This window comes from Hymenobacter defluvii, from assembly GCF_017589435.1.
Classification (GTDB): Bacteria; Bacteroidota; Bacteroidia; order Cytophagales; family Hymenobacteraceae; genus Hymenobacter; species Hymenobacter profundi.
The window spans coordinates 224,442-248,557 of record NZ_JAGETX010000004.1 but is presented as its reverse complement, the minus strand read 5'-3'; the positions used below and the strand labels follow the sequence as shown (position 1 = coordinate 248,557).

At 58.3% G+C, this 24,116-nt stretch carries 16 protein-coding genes; 10 read left to right on the top strand and 6 right to left on the bottom strand.

Annotated elements, in window-relative coordinates; genetic code table 11:
- Window positions 1-66: 66 nt before the first annotated feature.
- From J4D97_RS09795 to J4D97_RS09755, 9 genes are all read left to right on the top strand, one after another.
- Window positions 67-2,433 carry a glycoside hydrolase family 127 protein gene (locus tag J4D97_RS09795; RefSeq protein ID WP_208307420.1) on the top strand — a complete coding sequence of 789 codons (2,367 nt, stop codon included), beginning with the start codon at window positions 67-69 and terminating at the stop codon, window positions 2,431-2,433.
- A 71-nt stretch (window positions 2,434-2,504) separates the two neighbouring features.
- The gene (locus tag J4D97_RS09790) at window positions 2,505-4,187 is read left to right on the top strand and encodes a glycoside hydrolase family 43 protein (RefSeq protein ID WP_208307419.1); all 1,683 of its coding nucleotides are present in this window, start codon (window positions 2,505-2,507) and stop codon (window positions 4,185-4,187) included.
- 39 nt (window positions 4,188-4,226) lie between these two features.
- Window positions 4,227-6,155, top strand: coding sequence for a glycoside hydrolase family 97 protein (locus J4D97_RS09785; protein WP_208307418.1), 1,929 nt, complete (start codon window positions 4,227-4,229; stop codon window positions 6,153-6,155).
- Window positions 6,156-6,241: 86 nt separating this feature from the next.
- The gene (locus J4D97_RS09780) at window positions 6,242-7,543 is read left to right on the top strand and encodes a glycosyl hydrolase family 8 (protein WP_208307417.1); all 1,302 of its coding nucleotides are present in this window, start codon (window positions 6,242-6,244) and stop codon (window positions 7,541-7,543) included.
- 74 nt (window positions 7,544-7,617) lie between these two features.
- Window positions 7,618-9,171 carry a glycoside hydrolase family 43 protein gene (locus J4D97_RS09775; RefSeq protein WP_208307416.1) on the top strand — a complete coding sequence of 518 codons (1,554 nt, stop codon included), beginning with the start codon at window positions 7,618-7,620 and terminating at the stop codon, window positions 9,169-9,171.
- A gap of 98 nt (window positions 9,172-9,269) precedes the next feature.
- Complete coding sequence (locus tag J4D97_RS09770; RefSeq protein WP_243900237.1) at window positions 9,270-10,664, top strand: family 43 glycosylhydrolase; 1,395 nt, start codon at window positions 9,270-9,272, stop codon at window positions 10,662-10,664.
- A 78-nt stretch (window positions 10,665-10,742) separates the two neighbouring features.
- Window positions 10,743-12,671, top strand: coding sequence for an alpha/beta hydrolase-fold protein (locus tag J4D97_RS09765; protein ID WP_208307415.1), 1,929 nt, complete (start codon window positions 10,743-10,745; stop codon window positions 12,669-12,671).
- Window positions 12,672-12,990: 319 nt separating this feature from the next.
- Window positions 12,991-15,477 (top strand): glycoside hydrolase family 95 protein, encoded by a 2,487-nt coding sequence (locus J4D97_RS09760; RefSeq protein WP_208307414.1) that lies wholly within the window; start codon window positions 12,991-12,993, stop codon window positions 15,475-15,477.
- Window positions 15,478-15,515: 38 nt separating this feature from the next.
- Window positions 15,516-16,472: a glycoside hydrolase family 43 protein gene (locus tag J4D97_RS09755; protein ID WP_208307413.1), complete on the top strand. Its 957-nt coding sequence runs from the start codon at window positions 15,516-15,518 to the stop codon at window positions 16,470-16,472.
- A gap of 83 nt (window positions 16,473-16,555) precedes the next feature.
- Here the strand turns inward: J4D97_RS09755 and J4D97_RS09750 are convergent, their stop codons facing one another.
- The 5 genes from J4D97_RS09750 to J4D97_RS09730 form a co-directional block, all read right to left on the bottom strand.
- A complete protein-coding gene (locus J4D97_RS09750) occupies window positions 16,556-16,909 on the bottom strand; it encodes a hypothetical protein (protein WP_208307412.1) in 354 nt (117 codons plus the stop codon).
- Window positions 16,910-18,071: 1,162 nt separating this feature from the next.
- Entirely contained in the window at window positions 18,072-18,500 is a 429-nt protein-coding gene (locus tag J4D97_RS09745) for a hypothetical protein (protein WP_208307411.1), read from the bottom strand.
- A 21-nt stretch (window positions 18,501-18,521) separates the two neighbouring features.
- Window positions 18,522-19,898 carry a GMC oxidoreductase gene (locus tag J4D97_RS09740; RefSeq protein WP_243900236.1) on the bottom strand — a complete coding sequence of 459 codons (1,377 nt, stop codon included), beginning with the start codon at window positions 19,896-19,898 and terminating at the stop codon, window positions 18,522-18,524.
- A gap of 304 nt (window positions 19,899-20,202) precedes the next feature.
- On the bottom strand, window positions 20,203-20,706 hold the full coding sequence (locus J4D97_RS09735; RefSeq protein ID WP_208307409.1) for a DUF4112 domain-containing protein: 504 nt from the start codon (window positions 20,704-20,706) through the stop codon (window positions 20,203-20,205).
- 73 nt (window positions 20,707-20,779) lie between these two features.
- Window positions 20,780-22,225 carry a DNA integrity scanning protein DisA nucleotide-binding domain protein gene (locus J4D97_RS09730; protein ID WP_208307408.1) on the bottom strand — a complete coding sequence of 482 codons (1,446 nt, stop codon included), beginning with the start codon at window positions 22,223-22,225 and terminating at the stop codon, window positions 20,780-20,782.
- A gap of 155 nt (window positions 22,226-22,380) precedes the next feature.
- Here J4D97_RS09730 and J4D97_RS09725 point away from each other — a divergent pair, with 155 nt between their 5' ends.
- Window positions 22,381-22,623, top strand: coding sequence for a hypothetical protein (locus J4D97_RS09725; RefSeq protein WP_185283948.1), 243 nt, complete (start codon window positions 22,381-22,383; stop codon window positions 22,621-22,623).
- 208 nt (window positions 22,624-22,831) lie between these two features.
- Here J4D97_RS09725 and J4D97_RS09720 read toward each other — a convergent pair whose 3' ends face one another.
- Complete coding sequence (locus tag J4D97_RS09720) at window positions 22,832-24,055, bottom strand: NAD(P)/FAD-dependent oxidoreductase (RefSeq protein WP_208307407.1); 1,224 nt, start codon at window positions 24,053-24,055, stop codon at window positions 22,832-22,834.
- Between the last annotated feature and the right edge of the window lie 61 nt (window positions 24,056-24,116).

Sequence of the window (24,116 nt, the reverse complement as noted above, 5' to 3'; positions counted from 1 at the left end):
GCTCTATTTCGTTACCTTTTCGGCACCGGACTCTCTTTAGCGCATACAACCAGAGCATTGTTTATCATGACGCATCGTTTTCTACTTCTTTCCGCTTGCTTGCTGCCCCTGCTCGGCCACGGGCAAAGCACGGCCTTGGAAAGCTTTCCTCTCTCGGCGGTGCAGCTGCTGGACAGCCCGTTTCAGCAGGCGCAGCAGACCGACAAGGCCTACATACTGGCCCTCGACCCTAACCGGCTGCTGGCTCCCTACCAGACCGAGGCCGGCATTCAGCCAAAAGCGGAGCGCTATGGCAACTGGGAAAACACCGGCCTCGACGGCCACATTGGGGGGCACTACCTCTCGGCGCTGGCGCTTATGTATGCCGCCACCGGCGACGCGCAAGTGCAGCAGCGCCTCACCTACATGATGGACGAGCTGGACCGCTGCCAGCAGAAAAACGGCAATGGCTACCTCGGGGGCGTGCCGGGCGGCAAGGCCATGTGGCAGCAGGTGAAGGCCGGTAACATCAAGGCCAACAGCTTTGGGCTGAATGATAAGTGGGTGCCGCTATACAACCTGCACAAAACCTACGCCGGCCTGCGCGACGCCTACCTGATTGGCGGCAACGCCAAGGCCAAAGACATGCTGATCAAGCTGACGGATTGGTGCCTGGACCTTACGGCCAACCTCACCGATGCCCAAATTCAGGACATGCTGCGCAGTGAGCACGGCGGCCTGAACGAAGTATTTGCCGACGTAGCCAGCATCACTGGCGACGCAAAGTACCTGAAGCTGGCCCAGCGCTTCTCGCATCAGGCCGTGCTAGAACCGCTGCTGGCTAGCCAAGACGTGCTCAGCGGCATGCACGCCAATACGCAGATTCCGAAAGTTATTGGGTTTGAGCGCGTGGCAGAAGCTGGTGGCAACCCTACCTGGTCCAACGCAGCCACGTTTTTCTGGAAAACCGTGGTGGAAAACCGCACCGTATCGATTGGGGGCAACAGTGTGAGTGAGCACTTCAACCCGGTTGATAACTTCTCCTCCATGCTCGAAAGCACGGAAGGACCGGAGACGTGCAACACCTACAACATGCTCAAGCTCAGCAAACAGCTGTACCTGCGTAGCGCATCTACCCGCTACCTCGACTACTACGAGCGGGCTATGTACAACCACATCCTTTCCACGCAACACCCCGAGAAGGGCGGCTTCGTGTACTTCACGCCCATGCGCCCGCGCCACTACCGCGTGTATTCGCAGCCGCAGGAAAGCTTCTGGTGCTGCGTGGGTTCGGGGCTGGAAAACCACGGCAAGTACGGCGAGTTGGTGTATGCCCACCGCAATACCAATGAGTTGTTGGTGAATCTGTTTCTACCCTCGCGCCTTGCCTGGGCCGAGCAGGGACTCACCCTAACCCAGCAGACGAAGTTTCCCTTTGAGGAACGCTCGCAACTACAATTGCAACTGAAAAAGCCGCGCACCTTTGCCCTCAGCATCCGGCAACCCAGCTGGGTGCCGGCCGGCCAACTAACCATTCAGGTAAACGGCAAAGCCGTGACGCCTACCACCGCCGAGCCGGGCTACGCTACCGTAACGCGCAAGTGGCGTTCGGGCGATGTGGTGACGGTGGCTCTACCCATGCACACCACCGCCGAGTACATGCCCGACCACTCGCCCTGGGTGTCGTTTGTGCACGGGCCGCTGGTGCTGGCCGCCGTCACAGACACCACCGATCTGGCCGGCTTGCACGCCGACAGCAAACGCATGGCGCACGTGGCAAGCGGTCCGCTCTACCCCGTGGAGGATGCCCCACTGCTTGTCTCTACCAGCCCGAATGTGGCCGAAGGTATCAAGCCTGTAGCTGGCAAGTCGCTGACATTCAGTGCTGCTGGCCTCATCAACTCCGATAAGTACCGCAACGTGCAGCTAGTGCCGTTCTACCAGATTCAGGATGCGCGCTACATGGTGTATTGGCCCGTGACAACGCCCGAAGGCTTGGCCGCCCGTAAGGAAGAAATCCGCCGCCGCGACGCCGAAAAACGCGCCCTGGAAGCCCGTACTATCGACCAGGTAACGCCCGGTGAGCAACAGCCCGAGTCGGACCACAATTTCCAAAGCGACCGGTCGGAGACGGGCATCCACAGCAACCGCCACTGGCGGCACGCTACAGGCTGGTTCAGCTACCAGCTGCGCAATCCTAACCGGGCCGCGCGTGCGCTGCGCGTCACTTACTCCGGCGGCGACCGAAATCGGCAGTTCACCATTCTGGTCAACGGTGCGCCGCTGACTCAGGTAACGCTCACGGGCAATCAAAAAAGCGACTTCTACGACGTGGAGTACGCCCTACCCGAATCTCTGCGTCGCGCCAACGCCCCTACTACCCTTACGGTGAAATTTGAGGCGGCAGCGGGCTCCACGGCGGGCGGCGTCTACGACGTACGGCTGCTTAAGTAGCGTCCTACTTACCGCCAGCTACTCCTTCTGCTAAACAATTCGAAACATCATCGCCATCCGAACCCGATACTATGTTACCAAAGCGTCCGAGACTATTCATCACTGCCCTAGCAGCGCTACTGCTACAAAACGCTGTTTCTTCTGCACAATCGATTGAGTTAGTCAATCCTATCCTGACCGGCTTCTACCCCGACCCTAGTATTACCAAGGTAGGCAAGGACTACTACCTAGTGAATTCAACGTTTTCCTACTTTCCCGGCATTCCGGTGATGCACAGCCAGGACCTCAAAAACTGGAAGCAGGTAGGTAACGTGATAGACCGGCCTTCGCAAATGACTTTCATGGGCGACCGGATGACCCGTGGGCTGTTTGCGCCGGCCATTGAGTACCACAACGGCACGTTCTACGTGACGTGTACGCTAATCGACCACAAGGGCAACTTCGTGGTGACGGCCAAAAACCCAGCGGGCCCGTGGAGCGACCCAGTGTTCCTGCCCGAGGTGCGCGGTATCGACCCTTCCCTGTACTTTGAGGGCGACAAAGCCTACGTTATCTACAACAGCGACCCGCCCGGCACGCCTCTGTACGATGGGCACCGCTCCATCAAGATTATTGAGCTGAACCCGCAGACGTTAAAAACCGTGGGTGAAGCCAAAATAGTGGTGAATGGGGGAGTAGACCTCAGCAAAAAGCCCGTCTGGATTGAAGGACCGCACTTGATGAAGCGGGGCGACTGGTACTACCTCTACGCGGCCGAGGGCGGCACGTCGGTCAACCACACCGAGGTAGTGTTCCGCGGCAAGACGGCCCTGGGGCCGTTTGTGCCTTATGAGAAGAACCCCATTCTCTCGCAGCGCGAACTGCCCAAAGACCGCAAAGACCCTATCACTTCGGCTGGTCACGCGCAGTTTGTAGAAGGACCCGATGGCAAGACGTATGCTATTTTCCTGGCTGTGCGACCCTACGAGGACAACTTCTATAACACGGGCCGCGAAACGTTTATCGTGCCTGTGGAGTGGAAGGATGAGTGGCCGGTAACGGTGCCTGGCCCTAACGGAGTGCAGTATTCCTACAAAGCCAACTTCCCCGAGGTAAAGCAAAAAGGCGCCCTACCCCAGAGCGGCAACTTCGCCTACACGCTCACCTTCGAGAAGCAACTTGACCCTGCGCTACTGTTTATGCGCACCGTAGACAGCACGAATTTTTCGCTGAGCAAAGCCAACGGCCTGACTTTGAAACTGAAGCCGGAAACAGTGGCCGAAACGGGCAACCCGGCCTTCATCGGCAAGCGCCAGCAGCACATGTACGGCAGCGCCGAAACCGAACTGACGTTTGCGGCCAAGGCGGCCAACGAAACGGCGGGATTGGTGGTATTCCAAGATGAGAAGCACTTCTACTACCTCTGCAAGTCGGTGGAGAATGGCAAGCCCGTTGTGCAGCTGCTCAAGAGCACGGCCGACGCGAAGAACACCGAACTGCTGGCGAAAGCGCCTTTGAAAGCGGCGACCGGCAAAGTGCAGCTGCGCATCAACGCCGACGGTGATACCTATAGCTTCCGCTTTTCAGAGGACGGCAAAAAGTATACACTGTTGAAAGACAAGGTGGATGCGCGCTTCTTGAGCACGCAGGTGGCGGGTGGCTTCATTGGCTGCCTCTACGGTATGTATGGCACCTCGGCCGGACAGCCTACCACTAACACTGCCTCCTTCAAGTGGCTGAAGTACGAGGGCCACGACCCCATGTACAAGAAATAAGACGCGGTCCGCTAGCTACGCTTCCACCTTCCTTTCTCTATGCGCTTATACTCAGTTATTTGCTTGCTCGTGCTACCCCTTGCCGCTGCCCAGGCCGCTAAGCCCATCCAGATTAGTAGCCCCGACGGGGCCGTGCAGGTGACGGTAGATGTAACGGCCCAAGGCCAGCCTACCTACGCTGTGCGCTACCGCCAGGCCGAGCTGCTACGGCCCTCGCGCCTGGGCCTCCGCCTTGCCAGCGCCGACCTCACGCAGGGCCTCAAACTCACGAAAGCTGACAAGCAAACCGCGGTGGCCGACGACTACCAGCTGGCCACCGACAAGCGCGCCAACTGCCGCTACCGGGCCAACCGGCGCGTGCTGCACTTTATGGGGGCGGCCGGGGCGCCGCAGTTCAGCGTGGTGTTTCAGGTGTCGAATGATGGGGTAGCGTTTCAGTATGTACTGGAGGGACCTAGTAAGGAGGTGCAGCGCATCACAGCCGAAGCCACTTCTTTTCATTTGCCGACTAGTGCTAGAGGCTGGCTGCACCCACACGCCAAAGCCCAGACGGGATTTGCAAACACGCAGCCCTCGTATGAGGAAAACTACCAGCGCGGCATCGCGGCCGGTACGCCTTCTACCATCGGGCAAGGGTGGTCGTTTCCGGCCTTGTTTCAAACCGCCGGGCACTGGGTGCTGCTGACCGAGGCCGGCATGGGCCGCACCTACGCCGGCACCCATCTGGCCCACGAGTCGCCCGATGCCGAGTATGCCGTGGCCTTTCCGCAGGCCCCCGAAAAAACGACGCCCGACGCGGCCCTGCTGCCCGAAAGCAGCTTGCCGTGGAGTACGCCCTGGCGCGTGGTGGTAGTAGGAAATTCGCTGGCGCCCATCGTAGAATCGACGCTGACGACAGACCTGAGCGCACCCGCTACAACGCCGGTACTCACCGAGGCGCCCGGCAAATCGTCGTGGTCGTGGGTGCTGATGGGGGACCAAAACACCACCTACGACGTGCAGCGCCGCTTCATCGATTACGCCGCTACTATGGGCTGGCGCTACTGCCTCGTGGATGCCCTCTGGGACAAGCAAATCGGCTACGACAAAACCCAGGAGCTGGCTCAGTATGCGCGCTCCAAAAACGTAGGCCTGCTGGTGTGGTACAACTCGAACGGCCACTGGAACCAGGCTCCGCAAACGCCTACCAACGTGCTGTTTGAACCCGAAAGCCGGCGCAAAGAGTTTGCCCGCATCAAGCAGATGGGCGTGGCCGGGGTAAAAATCGACTTCTTCGGAGGCGATGGGCAGTCGTTTATGAACTACTACCAGGATATCCTGACGGATGCTGCCCAGGCTGGCCTGCTGGTCAACTTTCACGGCACGACCATCCCGCGGGGCTGGAACCGGACTTACCCCAATCTGATGACGATGGAGGCCGTGAAGGGCTTCGAGTTCCTGACCTTTGACCAGCGCAACACCGATCAGGAGGCCACCCACTGCGCTACACTGCCCTTCACCCGCAACGCCGTGGGCCCAATGGACTTCACGCCCATGGCCTTCTCGGAGATACGTGGCAAGGAGCGCCGCACGTCCAATGCCTTTGAGCTGGCGTTGTCGGTGCTGTTTCAGTCGGGTATTCAGCACTATGCCGAGGTGCCCGAGGGCATGGCCGCGCAGCCCGCTTACGTGCAGGATTTCGTGAAGAAGCTGCCGCCGCGCTGGGCTGACGTGAAGCTGATGGACGGCTTCCCCGGCGAGTATGCGGTGCTGGCCCGTCAGGCCCCCAGCGGCGGGTGGTATGTGGCCGGCATCAACGCCACCGACGCACCCAAAACCATTCAGGTTGACCTCGGCAAGCTAGGCCTCAAAAACGGCACGCTCATCACCGACGGTGACACCAACCGCAGCTTCAGCACGCGGGCCGTGGCGGACAGCACCATCAGCGTGACGCTGCCCGCGCGGGGCGGCTTCGTGGTGCAGCCTTAGGCCACTGATCGGCCTCGTCTCCCAACCATCTACCAAACGGTCAGCCCGTGCGAAGCGCCGCACGGCCGCTTATTTGCCTTATCTCTATGAACGCACGCTTTTCTTTTCTTCACCGCATCCGGGTTGGCTTGCTGCTGCTAGTCTTGCAATGCGCTGGCCTAGGTAGCGTAACTGCTCAGCGCCCCCCCAAACCCAAACAGGCGTCTACCACGCAGAAAGGGGCTTTTTACACGGGCAAGTACCCGAATTTGCTGCGGGAGGTAGGCTACAGCCAAGCCGCCATCGACCAAAAAGTAGCGCAGGCCTACCACGATGTATTCGAGGGGCCCAACAAGGTGTATTTCGAGGTAGGCGACTCGATGGCCTACGTGTCGGATGTGAAAAACCACGATGCTCGCACCGAAGGCATGTCGTATGGCATGATGGTGGCCGTGCAGATGAATAAAAAGGAGGTGTTTGACCGCCTCTGGCGCTGGTCGAAGAAGAACTTGCAGCACCAGAGCGGCCCGCTGGAAGGCTACTTCGCCTGGAGTTTCAGCACCACCACGATGAAGCTCAATTCGGAGGGGCCCGCCTCCGATGGCGAGCTGTACTTCGTTACGAGCCTGCTGTTTGCCGCCAACCGTTGGGGCAACAACACCAGCATCAACTACTACCAGGAGGCTCGCCGCATCCTGGATGCCTCGTGGAAAAAAGACGGTACGGGCGGCGTGCGCAGCCTTTTCAATACCGAGCACAAGCAAATCACCTTTGTGCCGGTAGGGGATATGTATAACTGGACGGACCCATCCTACCATGTGCCGGCCTTTCTGGAAGTGTGGGCCACCTACGCCAAGGACGGGCACGAGCCGTTTTACCGGGCCTGCGCCGATACGGCGCGGGCGTTTCTGCACCGTGCCTGCGCCGCTCCCACGGCCCTCAACTACGACTACACCGAGTTCAGCGGCAAGCCCCACGCTACCAAGTGGGCGCCGCCCGCCTTCCGCTACGACTCGTGGCGGGTGCCCATGAACATTGCCATGGACTACGTGTGGTTTGGCAAGGACAAGGCCTGGCAGGAGCAGTATGCGCGGCGCTTCCAAGGGTTTTTGCGCGGCAAGGGGGTGAATACCTTCGAGGACCAGTTCAACGTGGATGGCTCACGGCCTGAGTTCATACTGCAGGCCGGCGACGTCAAGAAATTGCGGCACTCCCTAGGCTTGGTGGCCACTAGCGCCTCGGCCTCGCTTATGCACCAAGACCGGGACCTGGCCTTTGTGCACGCGCTCTGGAATGCCAAGCTGGCCCCCTATGAAGACGGGTACTTTGACCCCTACTACGACGGCCTGCTGTACCTATTTAGCCTGCTGCACTTGAGCGGCAAGTACCAGGCTATCAAGCCTGCTTAAATCCGATTCTCTACTTACCTCAGCGTTTGTGGCTTATGTCTTATTCTTTGAAACGGAGTGTTTTAGCTATTGGGATGTTCTTCGCCTCTGCGGTAGTGACCCCGCTGGCGGCGCAGGTAAAGCAGGCGCAAAACCCTGTCATCTTCGCCGACGTGCCGGACCTGTCGATGATACGGGTGGGGGATACCTACTACATGAGTAGTACGACCATGCACATGACGCCGGGCGTGCCCATCATGAAGTCGAAAGACCTGGTGAACTGGCACTTGGTGAGCTACGCCTCTGACACACTGGGCAACCAGGATGAGCTGACGCTGCGCAACGGCAAGAGCACCTACGGCCGCGGCTCGTGGGCCAGCAGCCTGCGGTTTCACCAGGGCACCTACTACGTCTCGACCTTCGCCCAGACCACGGGCAAGACCTACATTTATTCGACCAAGAACATTGAGAAGGGTCCCTGGAAAGCCGTGTCGTTTAAGCCGAGCTACCACGACCATTCCCTGTTTTTTGATGATGATGGCCGTGTGTACCTAGTATATGGCGCCGGTAAGCTGCAGTTGATTGAGCTGACGGCCGATGCCTCTGGTGTGAAGCCCGGCGCTACGGAGCAGGTGCTGATTGAAAACGCCAGCGCCCCGGCCGGCCCCAACCTAGGCCTACCCGCCGAAGGTTCGCAACTGTTTAAGATCAAGGGCAAGTACTACCTCTTCAACATCACCTGGCCCAAGGGTGGTATGCGCACCGTGGTGGTGCACCGGGCCGATAAGCTCACTGGCCCCTACGAAGGGCGGGTGGCGCTGCAAGACCTAGGCGTGGCCCAGGGCGGCCTCATCGACACGCCCGATGGTCGGTGGTTTTCCTACCTATTCCGCGACTACGGCGCCGTGGGCCGCATCCCGTACCTAGTGCCCGTGACGTGGACTGACGGCTGGCCGGTGCTAGGCAGTCCGGCCGGCAAAGTGCCTCAGACGCTGGCCCTACCCGCCAGCAAAGGCCTGATTCCGGGCATTGTAGCCTCGGATGAGTTTAGCCGGCGCAAGGGCGAGCCTGCCTTGCCGCTGGTGTGGCAGTGGAACCACAACCCCGAAAACTCCCTTTGGTCGCTGACTGACCGCCCTGGCTACCTACGCCTCAAAACTGGCCGCACGGATACCACCTTCCTGCTGGCCCGCAACACCCTCACCCAGCGCACCATCGGCCCGACTTGCGCCGGCACTACGGCTCTGGATGTATCGCACCTTAAGGATGGTGATTTTGCTGGCCTAGCCCTGCTGCAAAAGCGCTACGGCCTGGTGGGAGTGGAGTCGCGCAACGGCCAGAAGTCCATCGTTATGGTTAGCGCCGAGACGGAGAAACCCGTGGAGCTGCAACGCCTACCGCTGACGCAGAACACAGTGTACTTCAAGGCGGAATGCGACTTCACGGAGCGCAAGGACGTGGCGACCTTCTACTACAGCCTCGATGGTAAAATGTGGAAAGCCATTGGCGGCCCGCTCAAGATGGCTTACACGCTGCCCCACTTCATGGGCTACCGGTTCGGGCTGTTCAATTACGCCACGAAGCAGGCGGGCGGCTACGCCGATTTTGACTACTTCCGAATTGCGGAGACACTTGCCAGTGCTAAGTAGCTTTTACCCAACGGTCATGCTGAGCGCAGCCGAAGCATCTCTACCGCTTCATCTGCACCGTTTAACGAATCGGTAGAGATGCTTCGGCTGCGCTCAGCATGACGGCCTCTTTTGACTTCACACTCTATCTGAAAATCCTACCCTCGATGCTGAAACACAAACTATCCTATATCCTGACTGGCCTAGCTTGCCTAGTGGGCGGCGCGGCCCAGGCGCAAAACCCGATTATTACCAATCAATTCACGGCTGACCCCACGGCGCGCGCGTTCAACGGGCGGGTGTACGTGTACCCCTCGCACGATATTCCGGCCGCGCCCGGCCGGGGGCGGGCCGGCTGGTTTGTGATGGAAGACTACCACGTGTTTTCCTCGGCTAACCTCACCGATTGGACCGACCACGGCGTCATCGTCACGCAAAACAGGGTGCCTTGGGTGAAGCCCGACAGCTACAGCATGTGGGCACCCGACTGCATTGCGCGCAACGGCAAATACTACTTCTACTTCCCGACTACCCCGAAGGACACGACCATCAACAAGGGCTTCACCATTGGGGTGGCCGTGGCCGATAAGCCTACCGGGCCGTTTGTGCCGCAGCCGATGCCCATCAAGGGCGTGCGCGGCATTGACCCCAATGTGTTTATTGACCAAGATGGACAAGCCTACCTGTATTGGTCGCAGGGCAACATTTACGGCGCCAAGCTGAAGGAGAACATGCTGGAGCTAGCCTCCGAGCCCGTGACGCTGGGCGAGCTGCCGACCAAAGGCTTGAAGGAGGGGCCCTACCTATTCAAGCGCAACGGCACGTATTACCTGACCTACCCACACGTGGCCAACAAAACCGAGCGCCTCGAATACGCCACCAGCACGAGCCCCTTGGGGCCATTCACGGTGAAGGGCGTGCTAATGGACGAGTCGCCGACGGGCTGCTGGACCAACCACCACTCCCTGTTGGAGCTCAAGAACCAGTGGTACTTATTCTACCACCACAACGACCTATCGCCCAACTTCGACAAAAACCGCTCGGTGCGCATCGACAGCCTGTTTTTCGAGCCCGACGGCGCCATTCGCAAAGTAGTTCCTACCCTGCGCGGCGTGGGCCTGACCGATGCCAAGCAGAAAATTCAGCTGGACCGCTACAGCCGCCTGAGCAGCAGCGGCGCTACCATCGCCTTTCTGGATACGGCCAACAAGTTCCAGGGCTGGAAAACGGTGTTTGCCAACAACCAGGGCTGGGTGCAATACAACGGGGTAGCCTTTGGCAAACAGGCGCTCAAGACGGTGACGCTCCGCACAATGGCGGCTGCCGGCGCTACGGTGCAACTGCGGGTAGATGGGGCCACCGGCCCGGTGCTCGCCCAAGTGACCGTACCCAAGGGTAACAAATGGCAGGAGGTGAAAGCGCCCTTATCGGCCTTTAAGCCCGGCACGCACACGCTGGTGATGGCCTCCAAAACGAATAGCCCCGTCGAGATTGACTGGGTAAGATTTGAGTGAGGGGTAAAGAAGCTGTGCGCTTGCAAACCATCTGATATTCCCACCTATTACCTGGCCTGCTAGGCCTCTTCCCGAGGTATGAGAAATATAGTCCCCGCCATTCTGAGTGTTATGCTACTGAGCACTGGTAGCGCCTTAGCTCAAAAAACCATCATGGAAGCCCCCAGGGGCTTTGACCAGCCCGCCGCCGGCATTACCACCGGCAAGCTGGACAGCATTAGCTACACCTCGAAAACCGTGGGCACGGTGCGTAAGGCGCTGGTATACACGCCGCCGGGCTATTCCAAGAAAAAGAAATACCCAGTGCTCTACCTGCTGCACGGCATCGGCGGCGACGAGAAGGAGTGGTTGAAAGGTGGGCGCCCGCAGGTGATTTTGGATAATCTGTACGCGGCCGGCAAGCTCAAGCCCATGCTGGTGGTAATGCCCAACGGCCGGGCCATGAAGGACGACCGGCCCATCGGCAATATCTACGGGCCAGACAAGGTGGCCGCCTTCGCCAACTTCGAGCAAGACCTACTCACCGACCTCATTCCCTATATCGAAAAGCATTACCCGGCCCTCAAAAATCGCGAGGACCGGGCCATTGCCGGCCTGTCGATGGGAGGGGGGCAGTCGTTGAACTTTGGGCTAGGCCACCTCGATAAGTTTGCCTGGGTAGGGGGCTTCTCGTCGGCCCCGAATACCAAGCAGCCCGAGCAGCTGGTACCCGACCCGGCGAAAGCTAAAAAGCAGCTCAAGCTCCTCTGGATTTCGTGCGGCGACCAGGACGGCCTGCTGCCCATCAGCCAGCGCACCCACGACTACCTCTACGAGCACAACGTGCCGCACGTGTACTACCTGGAGGCCGGCGGGCACGACTTCAAAGTCTGGAAAAACGGGCTTTATATGTTCTCGCAGCAGCTGTTTAAGCCCGTGGATGTAGCCGCGCTGCCCACCTACACGGTACTGGGCGCGCCGGCCTCCACCAACGTGCGCAATGCCAAGTACCCTCAGATTCTGCCCGACAACCGCGCCGTATTTCGCCTGAAAGCCCCTGGCGTGCAAAAGGCCCAGCTGGACCTAGGGCGTAAGTACGACATGGTGAAGGACAGCACGGGCACCTGGACCGTCACCACTGATACCCTGAGCCGCGGCCTGCACTACTACTCTCTGGTGCTCGACGACTTACCTATTGCCGACCCCGCCAGCGACACCTTCTACGGCATGGGGCGCATGGCCAGCGGCATTGAAATACCGGGCCGCGGCACCGGCTTCTACGCCCTGCGCGACGTGCCCCACGGCGAGGTGCGGGAGCGGCGGTACTTCTCCAAAGTCACCAACTCATGGCGCCGGTTTTTCGTATACACGCCGGCCGACTACGATGCCAACACGGCCGCTAAATACCCGGTGCTGTACCTGCTGCACGGCGGCGGCGAAGATGAGACCGGCTGGGTCAAGCAAGGCAAAACCGACGTAATTCTGGATAACCTAATTGCCGACAAAAAAGCCAAGCCCATGCTCGTGGTGATGCTCGATGGCAACATGGATGGCCCCGGCGGCCTAGCTGGCTTCGGCGAGCCTACGCTAAAGCGCTTTGAAGACGAGCTCAAGCAAACTGTGCTGCCGGTGGTGGAAAGCAACTACCGCGTAGCGCCCGGCGCTCAGAATCGGGCATTGGCGGGCCTGTCGATGGGTGGCCTACAGACGCTGTACGCGGGCATAAAAAACACCGACATGTTCAGCTACCTCGGCGTGTTCAGCTCGGGCTTCTTTGCCAATAACGCGGCTTTGTCGGACCCGCAGTATGCTTATATGAAGGCCAACGCGGGCACCATCAATACCAACCTCAAGCAGCTGTGGCTCTCGATGGGCGGGCCTGAAGACATTGCCTACGCCAACAACAAAGTGATGCGCGCCAAAATGGACGAGCTGGGCATCAAGTACGTGTACAGCGAGTACCCCGGCGGCCACACATGGCCCGTGTGGCGCCACGATTTGTATCAGTTTGCCCAAAAGCTGTTTTAAGCAGCTAGCCGCAGCTAAGAAGTCTTAGAAGACCGTCATGCTTCGTCTGGCGTCCGCTTGTCGAAGCATCTCTCCCGCTTCGCCTACCGGTTGTAGAGACGCATACTTGCGTCTCCCGCGTGCTGATGTTGTTTAGCTAGCGGTTCTAGGCCAGTCGTTCAACAAGGAGACGCAAGTATGCGTCTCTACATCGTCCTTATAAAGCGGGAGAGATGCTTCGACAAGCGGACGCCAGATGAAGCATGACGGTCTGAATAAATCCATAAAACCCATTCTACCACTCACTTTCTTCGGAAGTCAGTGCTCACCCCACCCGCATATGAGGAAACTTCACTGGTCGGCTCGGGCCTCTTTGCTACTGCTCTGCTGGGTAACTTTCCTATCCGCCGCGGGCAAGCCCAAGCCTACCCCGCTACGACTGTGGTACGACAAACCAGCCGCCAACTGGAATGAGGCCCTACCCCTAGGCAATGGCCGCCTGGGGGCCATGGTGTTTGGCGGGCCCCAGCGCGAGCGGTTGCAGCTGAATGAGGAGACTATCTGGGGCGGTGGGCCCAACAACAACGTGAAGGCCGATGCGCTGCCGGTGGTGCGCCAGCTCCGTGAGCAACTGCTGGCCGGGCAGCTGGTGGAGGCGCAGGCCCTGGCGCAAGCCCAGATGCAGCCCGCTGGCAACAGCGGCATGCCCTACCAAACGGCCTCAAACGTGTACCTCGACTTCCCAGGCCACGACAACGCCACCCACTACCAGCGCGACCTGGACATCGGCCGGGCCGTGGCCTCAGTGAGCTACGAGGTAGGCGGGGTGGCCTACCGGCGCGAAGTGTTCAGCTCCCTGTCCGATCAGGTGCTAATCGTGCGACTCACGGCTAGCAAGCCGGGCCGCATCAGTTGCCTGATCAGTGAGGAAAGCCCCATGCAGCACACCCGGCACGCCGAGCAAAACCAGTTGGTGCTGGATGGTCGCGGAAGTGAGCATGAAGGGCAGGAGGGGAAGGTGCGTTTCCAGACGCGGGTGCAGGTTGTGGCCGAGGGCGGCACCTTGCAAGCCACCGACGCGGGTATTCGTTTGGATGGAGCCAACAGCGCTACGCTTTATATTTCTATCGGCACCAACTTCAACAATTACCATGATGTAAGCGGCGACCCGGTCGCGCGGGCCGCGGCCTACCTTGCCACTGCCGTGCGCAAGTCCTACAAGCAAGCCCTGGCCGACCACGTAGCGGCCTATCAGCGCTACTTCAACCGCGTGACGCTGAACCTGGGTGTGACGCCCGCCGCCCAGTTGCCCACTCCCCAGCGCCTGACTGGTTTTGCGCAGGGCAATGACCCCGCGCTGGCAGTTTTGTATTTTCAGTACGGCCGCTACCTACTCATTAGCTCCTCGCAGCCGGGCGGGCAGCCCGCCAACCTGCAAGGCATCTGGAACGACCAGCTCAAGGGACCCTGGGACAGCAAGTACACGGTGAACATCAACACCGAAATGAACTACTGGCCCGCCGAAGTCACCAACCTGACCGAGCTGCACGAGCCGCTGTTTGGGATGATAAGCGACCTGAGTGTAACCGGTCAGCAGACCGCCCGCCAGATGTATGGGGCCCGCGGCTGGGCCCTGCACCACAACACCGATATCTGGCGCATCACGGGCCAAGTTGACCCGCCGCAGTACGGCCTCTGGCCCATGGGCGGCGCCTGGCTGAGCCAGCACCTCTGGGACCATTACCAGTTCACTGGCGACCTAGGTTTTCTGCGCACCTACTACCCTGTGCTGAAGGGCGCGGCCACGTACTTCGTTGATGCTCTGCAGGAGGAGCCGACCCATCACTGGCTGGTGGTAGCTCCTTCGGTGTCGCCTGAAAATACGTATTCACTTCAAGGTAAGCAGATTGCCCTTGTTGCTGGCACCACCATGGACAATCAGTTGGTGCTTGACCTGTTCTCGAAAACCATCCGGGCCGCCGAGCTGCTGCAGTTGGATATGCCGTTTGCGGATAGTCTGCGCCGCTTGCGCGAGCGGCTGCCGCCCATGCAGATTGGCCAGTATGGGCAGGTGCAGGAGTGGCTGCAAGACGTAGACAACCCCCAGGATCAGCACCGCCATATTTCCCACCTCTACGGCCTGTTTCCGAGCGGACAAATTTCGCCCTACCGCACGCCGGAGCTGTTTGAGGCCGCCCGCGTGACGCTCACTCAGCGCGGCGACGTGTCCACGGGCTGGTCGATGGGGTGGAAGGTGAACTTCTGGGCGCGCATGCAGGATGGTAACCACGCCTACAAGCTGCTCACCGATCAGCTGCGGCTGCGCTCCGGCGCGGGTGGCAACACGGGAGAGGGCGGCGGCACCTACTCGAACCTGCTGGACGCCCACCCGCCATTTCAGATTGACGGCAACTTCGGCTGCACTGCTGGGCTAGCCGAGCTGTTTGTGCAGAGCTACGACGGCGCTATCGACATTTTGCCTGCCTTGCCCGACGCCTGGCCTACGGGCGAAGTAACGGGCTTGGTAGCCCGCGGCGGCTACGTAGTGGACCTGGCCTGGGACAAGGGCAAGATTACTCGTGCGCGCATCACTTCGAAGCTAGGAGGCAACTGCCGCATACGGGTGCATAGCTCTATAGCGGCTGCTAGCGGCTTGACGCTGCGGGAAGCGCAGGGCGAAAACCCCAACCCGTTTTACCAAAACATAGCCGTTAAGCCGCCCCTGGTTTCCTCCAAAACTACCCCTAGGCGGCCCACGCTGGCCCCGTCGTTTGTGTATGATTTTCCCACCGAAGCCGGCAAAACCTATTCCCTAAAAGCCCAGTAGCTCTGCGGTTCTTTCCTACTCAGCCCATTCCTAGCCCTATGAAAAAGACCTTGCTTGTCGCCCTGCTAACCCTCGGTGCTTATCTGCCTTCGCAGGCGCAGAACCCGATTATTAAAGATGTATTCACGGCCGACCCCGCCCCACTCGTGTACCGCGACACGCTGTTTCTATACACCGGCCACGATACGGCTTCGGTGCAGGAAACCAACTACAAAATGCCCGACTGGCGCATCTATTCCACCACCGACATGGTGCACTGGAAAGACTACGGCACGCGCCTCTCGCCCCGCACCTTTGCCTGGGCCACCGGCGATGCCTACGCGGCGCAGTGCGTGTACCATAAGGGCAAGTTCTACTGGTTTGTATCCACGTTCCATAAGAAGGACGACAACAGCCAGGGTGGCGCGGCCATCGGCGTAGCCGTGTCGGATAGGCCTACCGGGCCGTTCAAGGACGCCATTGGTAAGGCGCTCATCGTGAACGAGATGACCAAGGACAAGCCGCATGCCTGGGACGACATTGACCCCACGGTTTTTGTGGACGACGACAAGCAGGTATATATGTACTGGGGCAATGGCAGCTGCAAGTGGGTGAAGCTCAAGGATAACATGACTGAGCTGGCTGGCCCCATCAATACCTTCACGCCCAAAAACTACATCGAAGGGCCCTGGTTATACAAGCGCAAAAAGCTCTACTACCTTGTGTATGCCAGCGCCGGTACCAAGCCTGAGATGATAGAGTATTGCACGGCCCCCAGCGCCACCGGCCCCTGGACCTATCGCGGCATCATCCAGGAAAACGTGCCCAACAGCTTCACGACTCACCCCGGCATCATCGACTACAAAGGCAAGAGCTATTTTTTTTACCACAACGGCTCCTTGCCCACCGGCGGCAGCTACCGACGCTCCATCTGCGTGGATGAAATGCACTACAACAAGGATGGCTCCATCCAACCCATCGTGCAGACTACTAGTGGGGTAGGGCCGGTGAAATAAGGTATGGCACCAAAATGTAAGTTGTGCAAAGGCAACCGTTCGGGTAGTAGAAATCCACGACGGCGCCCACGTGCGGTAGCGAGCTAGTGCTGGCAGGGCTGCGGATCTACCTTGTTGATCATACGGAAGCGCATAAACTTGCGCAGCAACGACGGGCTTTTGTGCAGCAACTCGTCGTTGGGCGCGGCCGAGGTCAGCTCAAACGTGCGGCGCTGCCCGTTGCGAATGTACTCCACCCGCGCTGGCCGCACATCAGCCACCCGGTTTTTCAACTGAAAGAATGTTATTAGCTTGCCTTCGTCGGCAACTCGTTGCAACTCAGTGTCCGACGAGGCTACTACCTCAATCATGTCTTTCTGAAAGTCGAATACCTGTGCACTCACCGGAATAAACAGGTGATTGGTGATGCCCCCTTCTGTGCGCAGGTTGGAAAACATGGCGAATGAAGATTCCGTTTTCAGGCCGATATAGGGACTGATACCATTCAGGAAAACCAGTAACGGAAGCAGGCAAAAGAACGCGTTGGGTAACGTAAAAAGGCGCGTAGGGAAATACTGCCGCGCTTTATATAAAGAAAGAAGAAAGAGTAGTATATATAAGAAACTATAGGCGCCCCAAATTAATTGAAAATAGTCAGTAAAGATTCTGGTAAACAGTTTAATACTGCCAACCAATAAAACAAAAAGAATTGCCCATAGAGCAATATGCGAAAAAGTAAGTTGCGAAAAGCGCTGCTTAGCGATGCGCCAAAAGGAAATAGAATTGTTGCGAAATTGATGAAGTGTTGTAATAAATGTGTAGCTGGTGAATAAAAAATAAGAAGCGAAAATCATAGAAGAAAAATCATAAAACCCATTATAAGAATTAAAAGCAATAACGCAGTGAAAAACAAGGCCAATTAATAAACCGGCGTTACGCGTTTTTCTAAAAATTAGCAGCAACGGGATAAGGGTTTCAATAGCAATAGTTAGGTAGATATTTGCCAAGATAAGCGTAGGCGAATCGGGTAGGAGGGCCTCTGCGTGCTGGGCTTTATACAAAACGGCTGCGCAGCTGGCGCTGGGCGAGAAGAACGCCCAATTGAGCTTGTGTAACACCACGAAGAAGTAAAGAATTATCAGCTCTAGGCGCACAACGGGCGCAAAGGCCCGGAGCAAAGCAGCGCGGTCTACCGATAGACGCTTTTCCTTGAAGGCTACCCACAAAAATGCCTGTAGGATAGTGAGATTGACGAACGTGGTAAATAACCAATGATTGCTGATATCGGGTAGGCGAGAGAACACCTCGTATAGCTGGAGCCCAATAAGTACCCCCAGCCGAGCGATGGAGGAAGGCTTATTTAGGAGGGCCAACGCCGCCAATGTTAGCAGTAGGTAGTGCAACTGAGTGGTATATAGCCGGGACTGCGCCATATGAAACAGTGTGGCAATAGCCCATAAAGCGCAAAAAACAGCGTAACGCGTGGCGTCGGCCGCTGCTACATCGGCAGCAGAAGTAAGGGTAGTAGGTGCTGCGGAATACCGGCCAGATAGCGACGGTACAGTGCTGGTTATAGAATGCATACCAGAGTAGCGTTATATCATGCAGATGATGTATAAATTAAACAGCGGGTGCTGGCGGATAATACAGCGCAGAAAATGGATTGGCGCAGGGCGTTTTATACGGATCATAAATACCCTGGTATCGTACGAGCTTACCCTCGTCCATGCGATTTTGGAAAAAATCGGTGGATAGTAAATACAGCGTCGTGATAGTGCGAACTAATTGTGATTGATCGGAATTTATATTCAGCATATAATATCCTCTCATCTTCACTTGCGCCAAGGCTGATTTACTGGAGCCTTCCTGTTTATAATAATCTTGTACAAACTGGTCGATTCCTTTTCTGTCCAGATTCAGGAAACGAAATTGATGCAGGATGACGCCGGCTGTGGCCTCGTTTAGCGATATGGCGTAGGCGCCAAGGCTGGGAAGCGCCACCGCAGCGGCGCCAAGCCCAGCTATTTTTAGAAATTTTCGGCGAAACATAGCCAAGTAGGTGCAGAGTGGTTAGAAAGACTGATCGGCGGCCAAAAGTGACAGCGCCGATAGGGTAAGGGTAGGGTTGGCGGGGGTATAGGTAGTGAAGCTGCTAGCCCCCAGCACAAACAGGTTGCGGTATTGATGGTGGCGCAAATGCTTGTCTACCACGCTGTCCTGCGCGCTGGTGCCCATGCGAGCAGTACCCAGAATATGCGCCTCGGTAGAGTATGGGTCGTTGTAAATGATTTTCTCGACGGGCAGGCAAGACAGGATTTCCGGTAGTTGCTGCTTCATACGCTCAATGCCGCGCAGGGCGTAGTCGGAAGGGCCACCGAAGAACACGGCGGGCTGCATGATGTCGTCGGAGGTAGTTACGTAGTTTTCGGGGGTAGGCAGGTCTTCAAACACCATCCGGAAGCTGGCCATCTGGCGCCATTTGCCGCTCTCGGGCCGGAAGAAAGGGGCGTTGCTAGATTCGATCAGGCAGGCCGCTGCCTCCCGCCGATGGTCGCCGTCGTAAAGCATGTAGCCATTGGCGTTTACCCAGGTGCTGCCTCCTACGTTCTCCAGTTTATCAAGATATATGTGCGCCTGCAAGCCTAGCTGCTCGCCTAGGCCTTGCCCGGTGAAGGCATTAGTATCGCCAGAGTTGAGCAAGATGTTGGCGTTGAACAGGGGGTTGGCACCCAAGGCTACTACTTCGCCAGCTACATGGTAGTCGCGGTTGTCGCGGCGGAAGCTGACCTTGCGCACTTGGTCCCGCACCAGCTCCAACCCGTAGACCTGTGCCCCGGCCAGTAGCTCTACGCGCGGGTCTTCGTACACCCCCATGTTGGAGTTGTCGATGGTGAACTTGGCATTCACCGGGCACACGCTGCACACCCCGCTGGCGCAACAGGGGTTACGACCGTTTATGGCCACGCGGGCGCGGGCGGTGGGCTGATTGATGTAGAGGTTGCCGTATTTCTTGTGCAGAAGTTTGTCTACTTCCGTGAATAGATGGGGCGGTTGCGCGTAGGCTTTCCGGCGAGGAAAAGGCGTATCGGCCGGCCCAGAAACAGCCATAATATCCTCTACCTGCTCGTAGTAGGGGTCTAGCTCCTCATACTGCACGGGCCAGTCGTTGCCGACGCCGTAGAGCGTTTTCATCCGGAAATCGTTGGGCAGAAACCGGGGTGTGCAGGCATACCAGCAATGGGAACTCCCCCCAAACCCTACCGTAAACATCCAATCCTTACGGGGCTGCTTGTTGACGAACGTACTGCGCCAGTCGGGGTTTTGCCCGGTATAAGTCGTTTCCTCGCCCCGTTTTTCCTTCACACGCTCTGCCCAAGGAACTGCGTGGCCGCGCTCCAATACTAGGACTTTTTCCGTGGCGGGGCGTTTCGCAAGGTATTGGTACAAAAAGAAGGTGGAGGCAAAACCTGTCCCTACTACGATAAGATCGTATGTGGTATACTTCATATTACTGGTTGCTGGCCAGTAAAGTTATACATTTTATTGCTTTAGTAATAAAATGTATAGGTAAAATAATAAATACTTAATCTTAAAGGAGTACAGTTTCGTGCCTTGTGTCAAGCATAAGCACACATTATTATCTGGATTATCTGGCAAAGGCAAATAGGAAAAGCTAGTGGGTACATACCTGCTAGTGAAGCTTTGTTGCTCCGTTAGGAATACCATACGCCTAACGAGCTCAATGCCTTGCCTACCAAGCGCCCTGTACCGCGTGCCACAACCAAGTGAATAGGGCAAAGAGACCCCAAGCAAGCAGACCGAAAAACAGGAGCATACCAATAAGCACCAACGCAATCAATCCTTTGCCGCTGCCTTGGTATTTGCCTTCTACATAGTGCTCCCGTAGCAAGCGCACATTGCGGTCATTGGCTTTATAGGCGAAGTCGAAGACATTGCCGAGGATAGGAATAGCGCCGACGATGGTATCGAATAGCACGTTGAGGACCATACGCACTACGACACTACCCTTGGCGCCGTGACGCATCATGGTCACAATCAAGACGGTAGATATGGCAAAGGTTGATAAATCCCCGACGATGGGTAAGAGGCCCAATACCGGGTCTAGACCAAAGCGGAAGCGAGTGCCGGGCATCCGAAACTGGCTGTCCATCAAACGGGCTATGCGTTCTACCCATACCAGACGATCATCTTCAACGAGGGTAGGCGTGCGGGACGGAGTAGGGGTAGTAGGCATAAGGAGAGTGGTGAAATGGTGAGTAGTAAGCCGTGAGTGACAAAGAATTAAACACACTTCATCACTCACGGCTTTACTTTTTCGTGGGCAGCAGATCAATCCAGCCATCTTCACTAACCACAATGGCTAGGCAAGGATACTGACTGGATTCTACGTAACGCAGGGCTGAATTGTAGCGTGAGCCGCGTGAAGAATCGCCTTTGGCCGTGGCGAGGCCATCGAGGATGGCTCCGATGCCGTAGCAGGTGCCGGCCGGGTCGATAACCACGGCCCCGTCGATGTTGGTGACCAGGCGCAGCAAGCCGGGTGTCATCAGGCGGGGCGCCACTTGAAAGCACTGCCGTGTGAGGCGGGCCGCTTCCTGCGCCGCGCCCTCCGAAATCAGCAGGATAGTGCCATTGGGCTGGTTGGTAGCCTTTTGGGTGAGCAGCCAGAGGCGGTCTACACCTTCAGTTTCCAGGTGCGGAAACACAAGCTGCACCACACGACCAAAGTTGTCCTGGGCCACGGTGCCCTGGGGTAGGCGAGGCGTGTTCGACACTACGCGCATCATTACGTTGCCGTCGTGGCTCAGCTCCCAGCTATAGTGGCGGGTGAAGTGCACAGTGAACACCGGCTCGTATTGTGGGTCGTCGGTGTCTACCAGATAGCCCAGACCAAAGACATCGGTGGCATCGCTTACCAGCGAAGCGCGGTCTTCGCTCATTTCCAATAGCTTACGGATAGAGCGATGGTCGCGCAGTGGAATGGGGGCGTCCAGCGTCAGCACTGGCTTGATGGCCGGGTGATGACGACGGCCTACTAGCATGGTGCCCACGCCTTCGTCGCCCTCGTGGCGCAGGGCGGCTACGCCATTGCAGGCATCGTAGAGGCCGTGGGTGCCAGCGGCGGCGCGCAGCATAAAGCGGCGACCAGCGGCGCGTAACACCTCGTTGTAGTCGCGGTCGAGAATGGGGTGGTCCTCATCATTCTCTGTTTCGCGCAGGGCTCGGCCACAATCGTGCAAAAACTCCTGCACCACAGCATCGAGCAGGGAGTTGGACCGCCCGCCTGGTACTGGCGGCAACATATAGTAGCTGTTGTAAGCTTCAGCAGATAGCTGCAACACCACAAACACCAGGTACCCGTGCACGTTGATGGGGGCTGAGCAGAAGTTCACCCGGTTTTCCTGCTGCTGCTCTACCAGTTGCGCAAGCGTATGCTCGGTGGAGCGGCGCAAGAGCTCATACCAGCGGGCTTTTTCGTAACGGTCGTGGTCGAGAGGGTGCAGGTGGTAGACTACCTCGCGGGGGCCTTCGGGCTCCAGGGAGGCCGCGTATTCTTTCACCCCGGCAAAGCGCTGGGGGGCATAGCGGTGCTTGGCAGGCTCTACCACGATGGCGCCGGGGTCGTCGGCCTCTTTGGCGGAGGCCAGACCCAGTAGCAGCACTTCGGGCTTCAGATTACGGTCGAGCAGGTTGAAAACGCCATCGGCTGAAAGCTGGGCCGAGACGCGAAATAAGCTTTGATGTTCCCACATAGGGTAGGGCGGGTCGGGAGAGAATAGAGGAGTATACGGAAAAAGCGGGCTAGTAGTCGGGCGAAACCTGGCAATAGGGAACACCAGTGGGTTTGGGAAACGTTGGGGTATCTTGTATCTTCGGGAAGAAGTCGTCTACCGTTACCCCCGCCCGTATGCTGGTTGATTTACTGTTAGGTGGTCTGTGCGCCATTATGTTCCTACCCCTCACTACGGGGTACTGCGCTTACAGCTACGGCCGTTCGTTCTGGCTATGGTTCGCCCTGGGCTGCTTCCTTCCTATTGTTTCTTTTTTCGTGCTATTCGCCCTCATCGCACGTCGCCAGCTCAACCCCGGCCAGCAACTCGTAGACGAAGCCAAGCAAATCCTGGCGCAAGCAGCGGTGAAGAAAGGGTAGGAGTTTGTGAAGGTAGAGGGCGTGTGAGTTTTGAGGGTAAAACATGTGTCCTCCTGAGCGCAGCGAAGGACCTTATGACAGTAGAACGAGTCGTTAATACGTCTGTCGTTCGACCGGCATAAGGTCCTTCGCTGCGCTCAGGAGGACACATGTTTTACCCTCCAAAACTCACACCCTCATACCCTCCTGGCCTCAAAAACCTCTACCCTCATACCCTCAAAAACTCTTGTATACCCTTTGCGGCCCAGGCGCCAGTGCTGAAGCAGCCTTGCAGCAGGTAGCCGCCGGTGGGGGCTTCCCAGTCCAGCATTTCGCCGGCCACGAAGGTGCCCGGCTGGTGGCGCAACATCAGGTGCTCATCTACTGCCTCCCACGCTACGCCTCCGGCCGTACTGATGGCCTCATCGAGCGGGCGCAGGCCGGTGACGGGTAGGGGCAGGGCCGTGAGCAAGGAAAAAAGGCCATCGGGGGTAGTAGGGAGCGGTCCGGCTGGAGCCAGCTCGCGTAGCAGTGTGGGCACGGGCGGCCCCAGGCGTAGCGTCTTGCTCAGAAACGAAGCCAGCGAAGCTCCGCTGGGTCGGCGGGCCAGGTGCTGCCGGAGTTGCGCGTCCGGCAGGTCGGGCTTGAGGTGCAGGTGCAGCAGGGGTGGTTCGCCCGCGGCTTGCATGGCCCGCAGGTAGGGAGTGAGGGCGTAGACGGGCGTGCCTTCCACGCCGTAGTCGGTGAGGAGCAACTCGCCACGCACAGTGTGAGTGCCACAGCACAGCGCAATGTTTTTGAGCGGCTGGCGCCCTACCTTCTCCCGGAAAAAAGCCGACCATGCCACCTCCGCCCCGCAATTGGCCGGCGCAAAGGGCACGCACTCCACCCCGGCCGCCAGGAGCAGAGGCAGCCAACGGCCGTCGGAGCCGGTTTTGGCCCAACTGGCACCGCCCAGGGCCAGCAGGGTAGCATCGGGCCGGATGATGAAGTCTTCCCCCGTGGCCTCGTTACGCAGGTGGTGCGCGCCGGGGGCATCGCCGAAGCCTAGCCAGCGGTGGCGCGTGTGTAGCTGCACGCCCAACGCCCGTAGCCGATCCAGCCACGCCCGCAGCACGTGGGCGGGCTTGTGGTTGGGGGTAGGAAACACGCGCCCGCTAGTGCCCACAAAGGTGTCGATACCCAACTCGGCCAGCAAACGGCGTAGCTCAGCTGGCGAAAACAGGTGCAGGTAGCGCGCAAACTCGGGGTGGCGCGTGCCGTAGCGGGTAGCAAACGCGGATGGCGGCTCGCTGTTGCTAAGATTGAAGCCGCCGTGGCCGGCCACCAAAAACTTCCGGCCTATGGTAGCTTGCGCCTCATAGAGCGCAACGGCGTGGCCCGCTTCGGCTAGCTGCCAGGCCGCTAGCAGGCCGGCGGGGCCGCCCCCCACAATGGCAACGGTAGCAGGCATGGTGATAATCAACAAAGCAAAACCATCCGGCAACTATCCGGGTTTATCGGCGCAAGATACG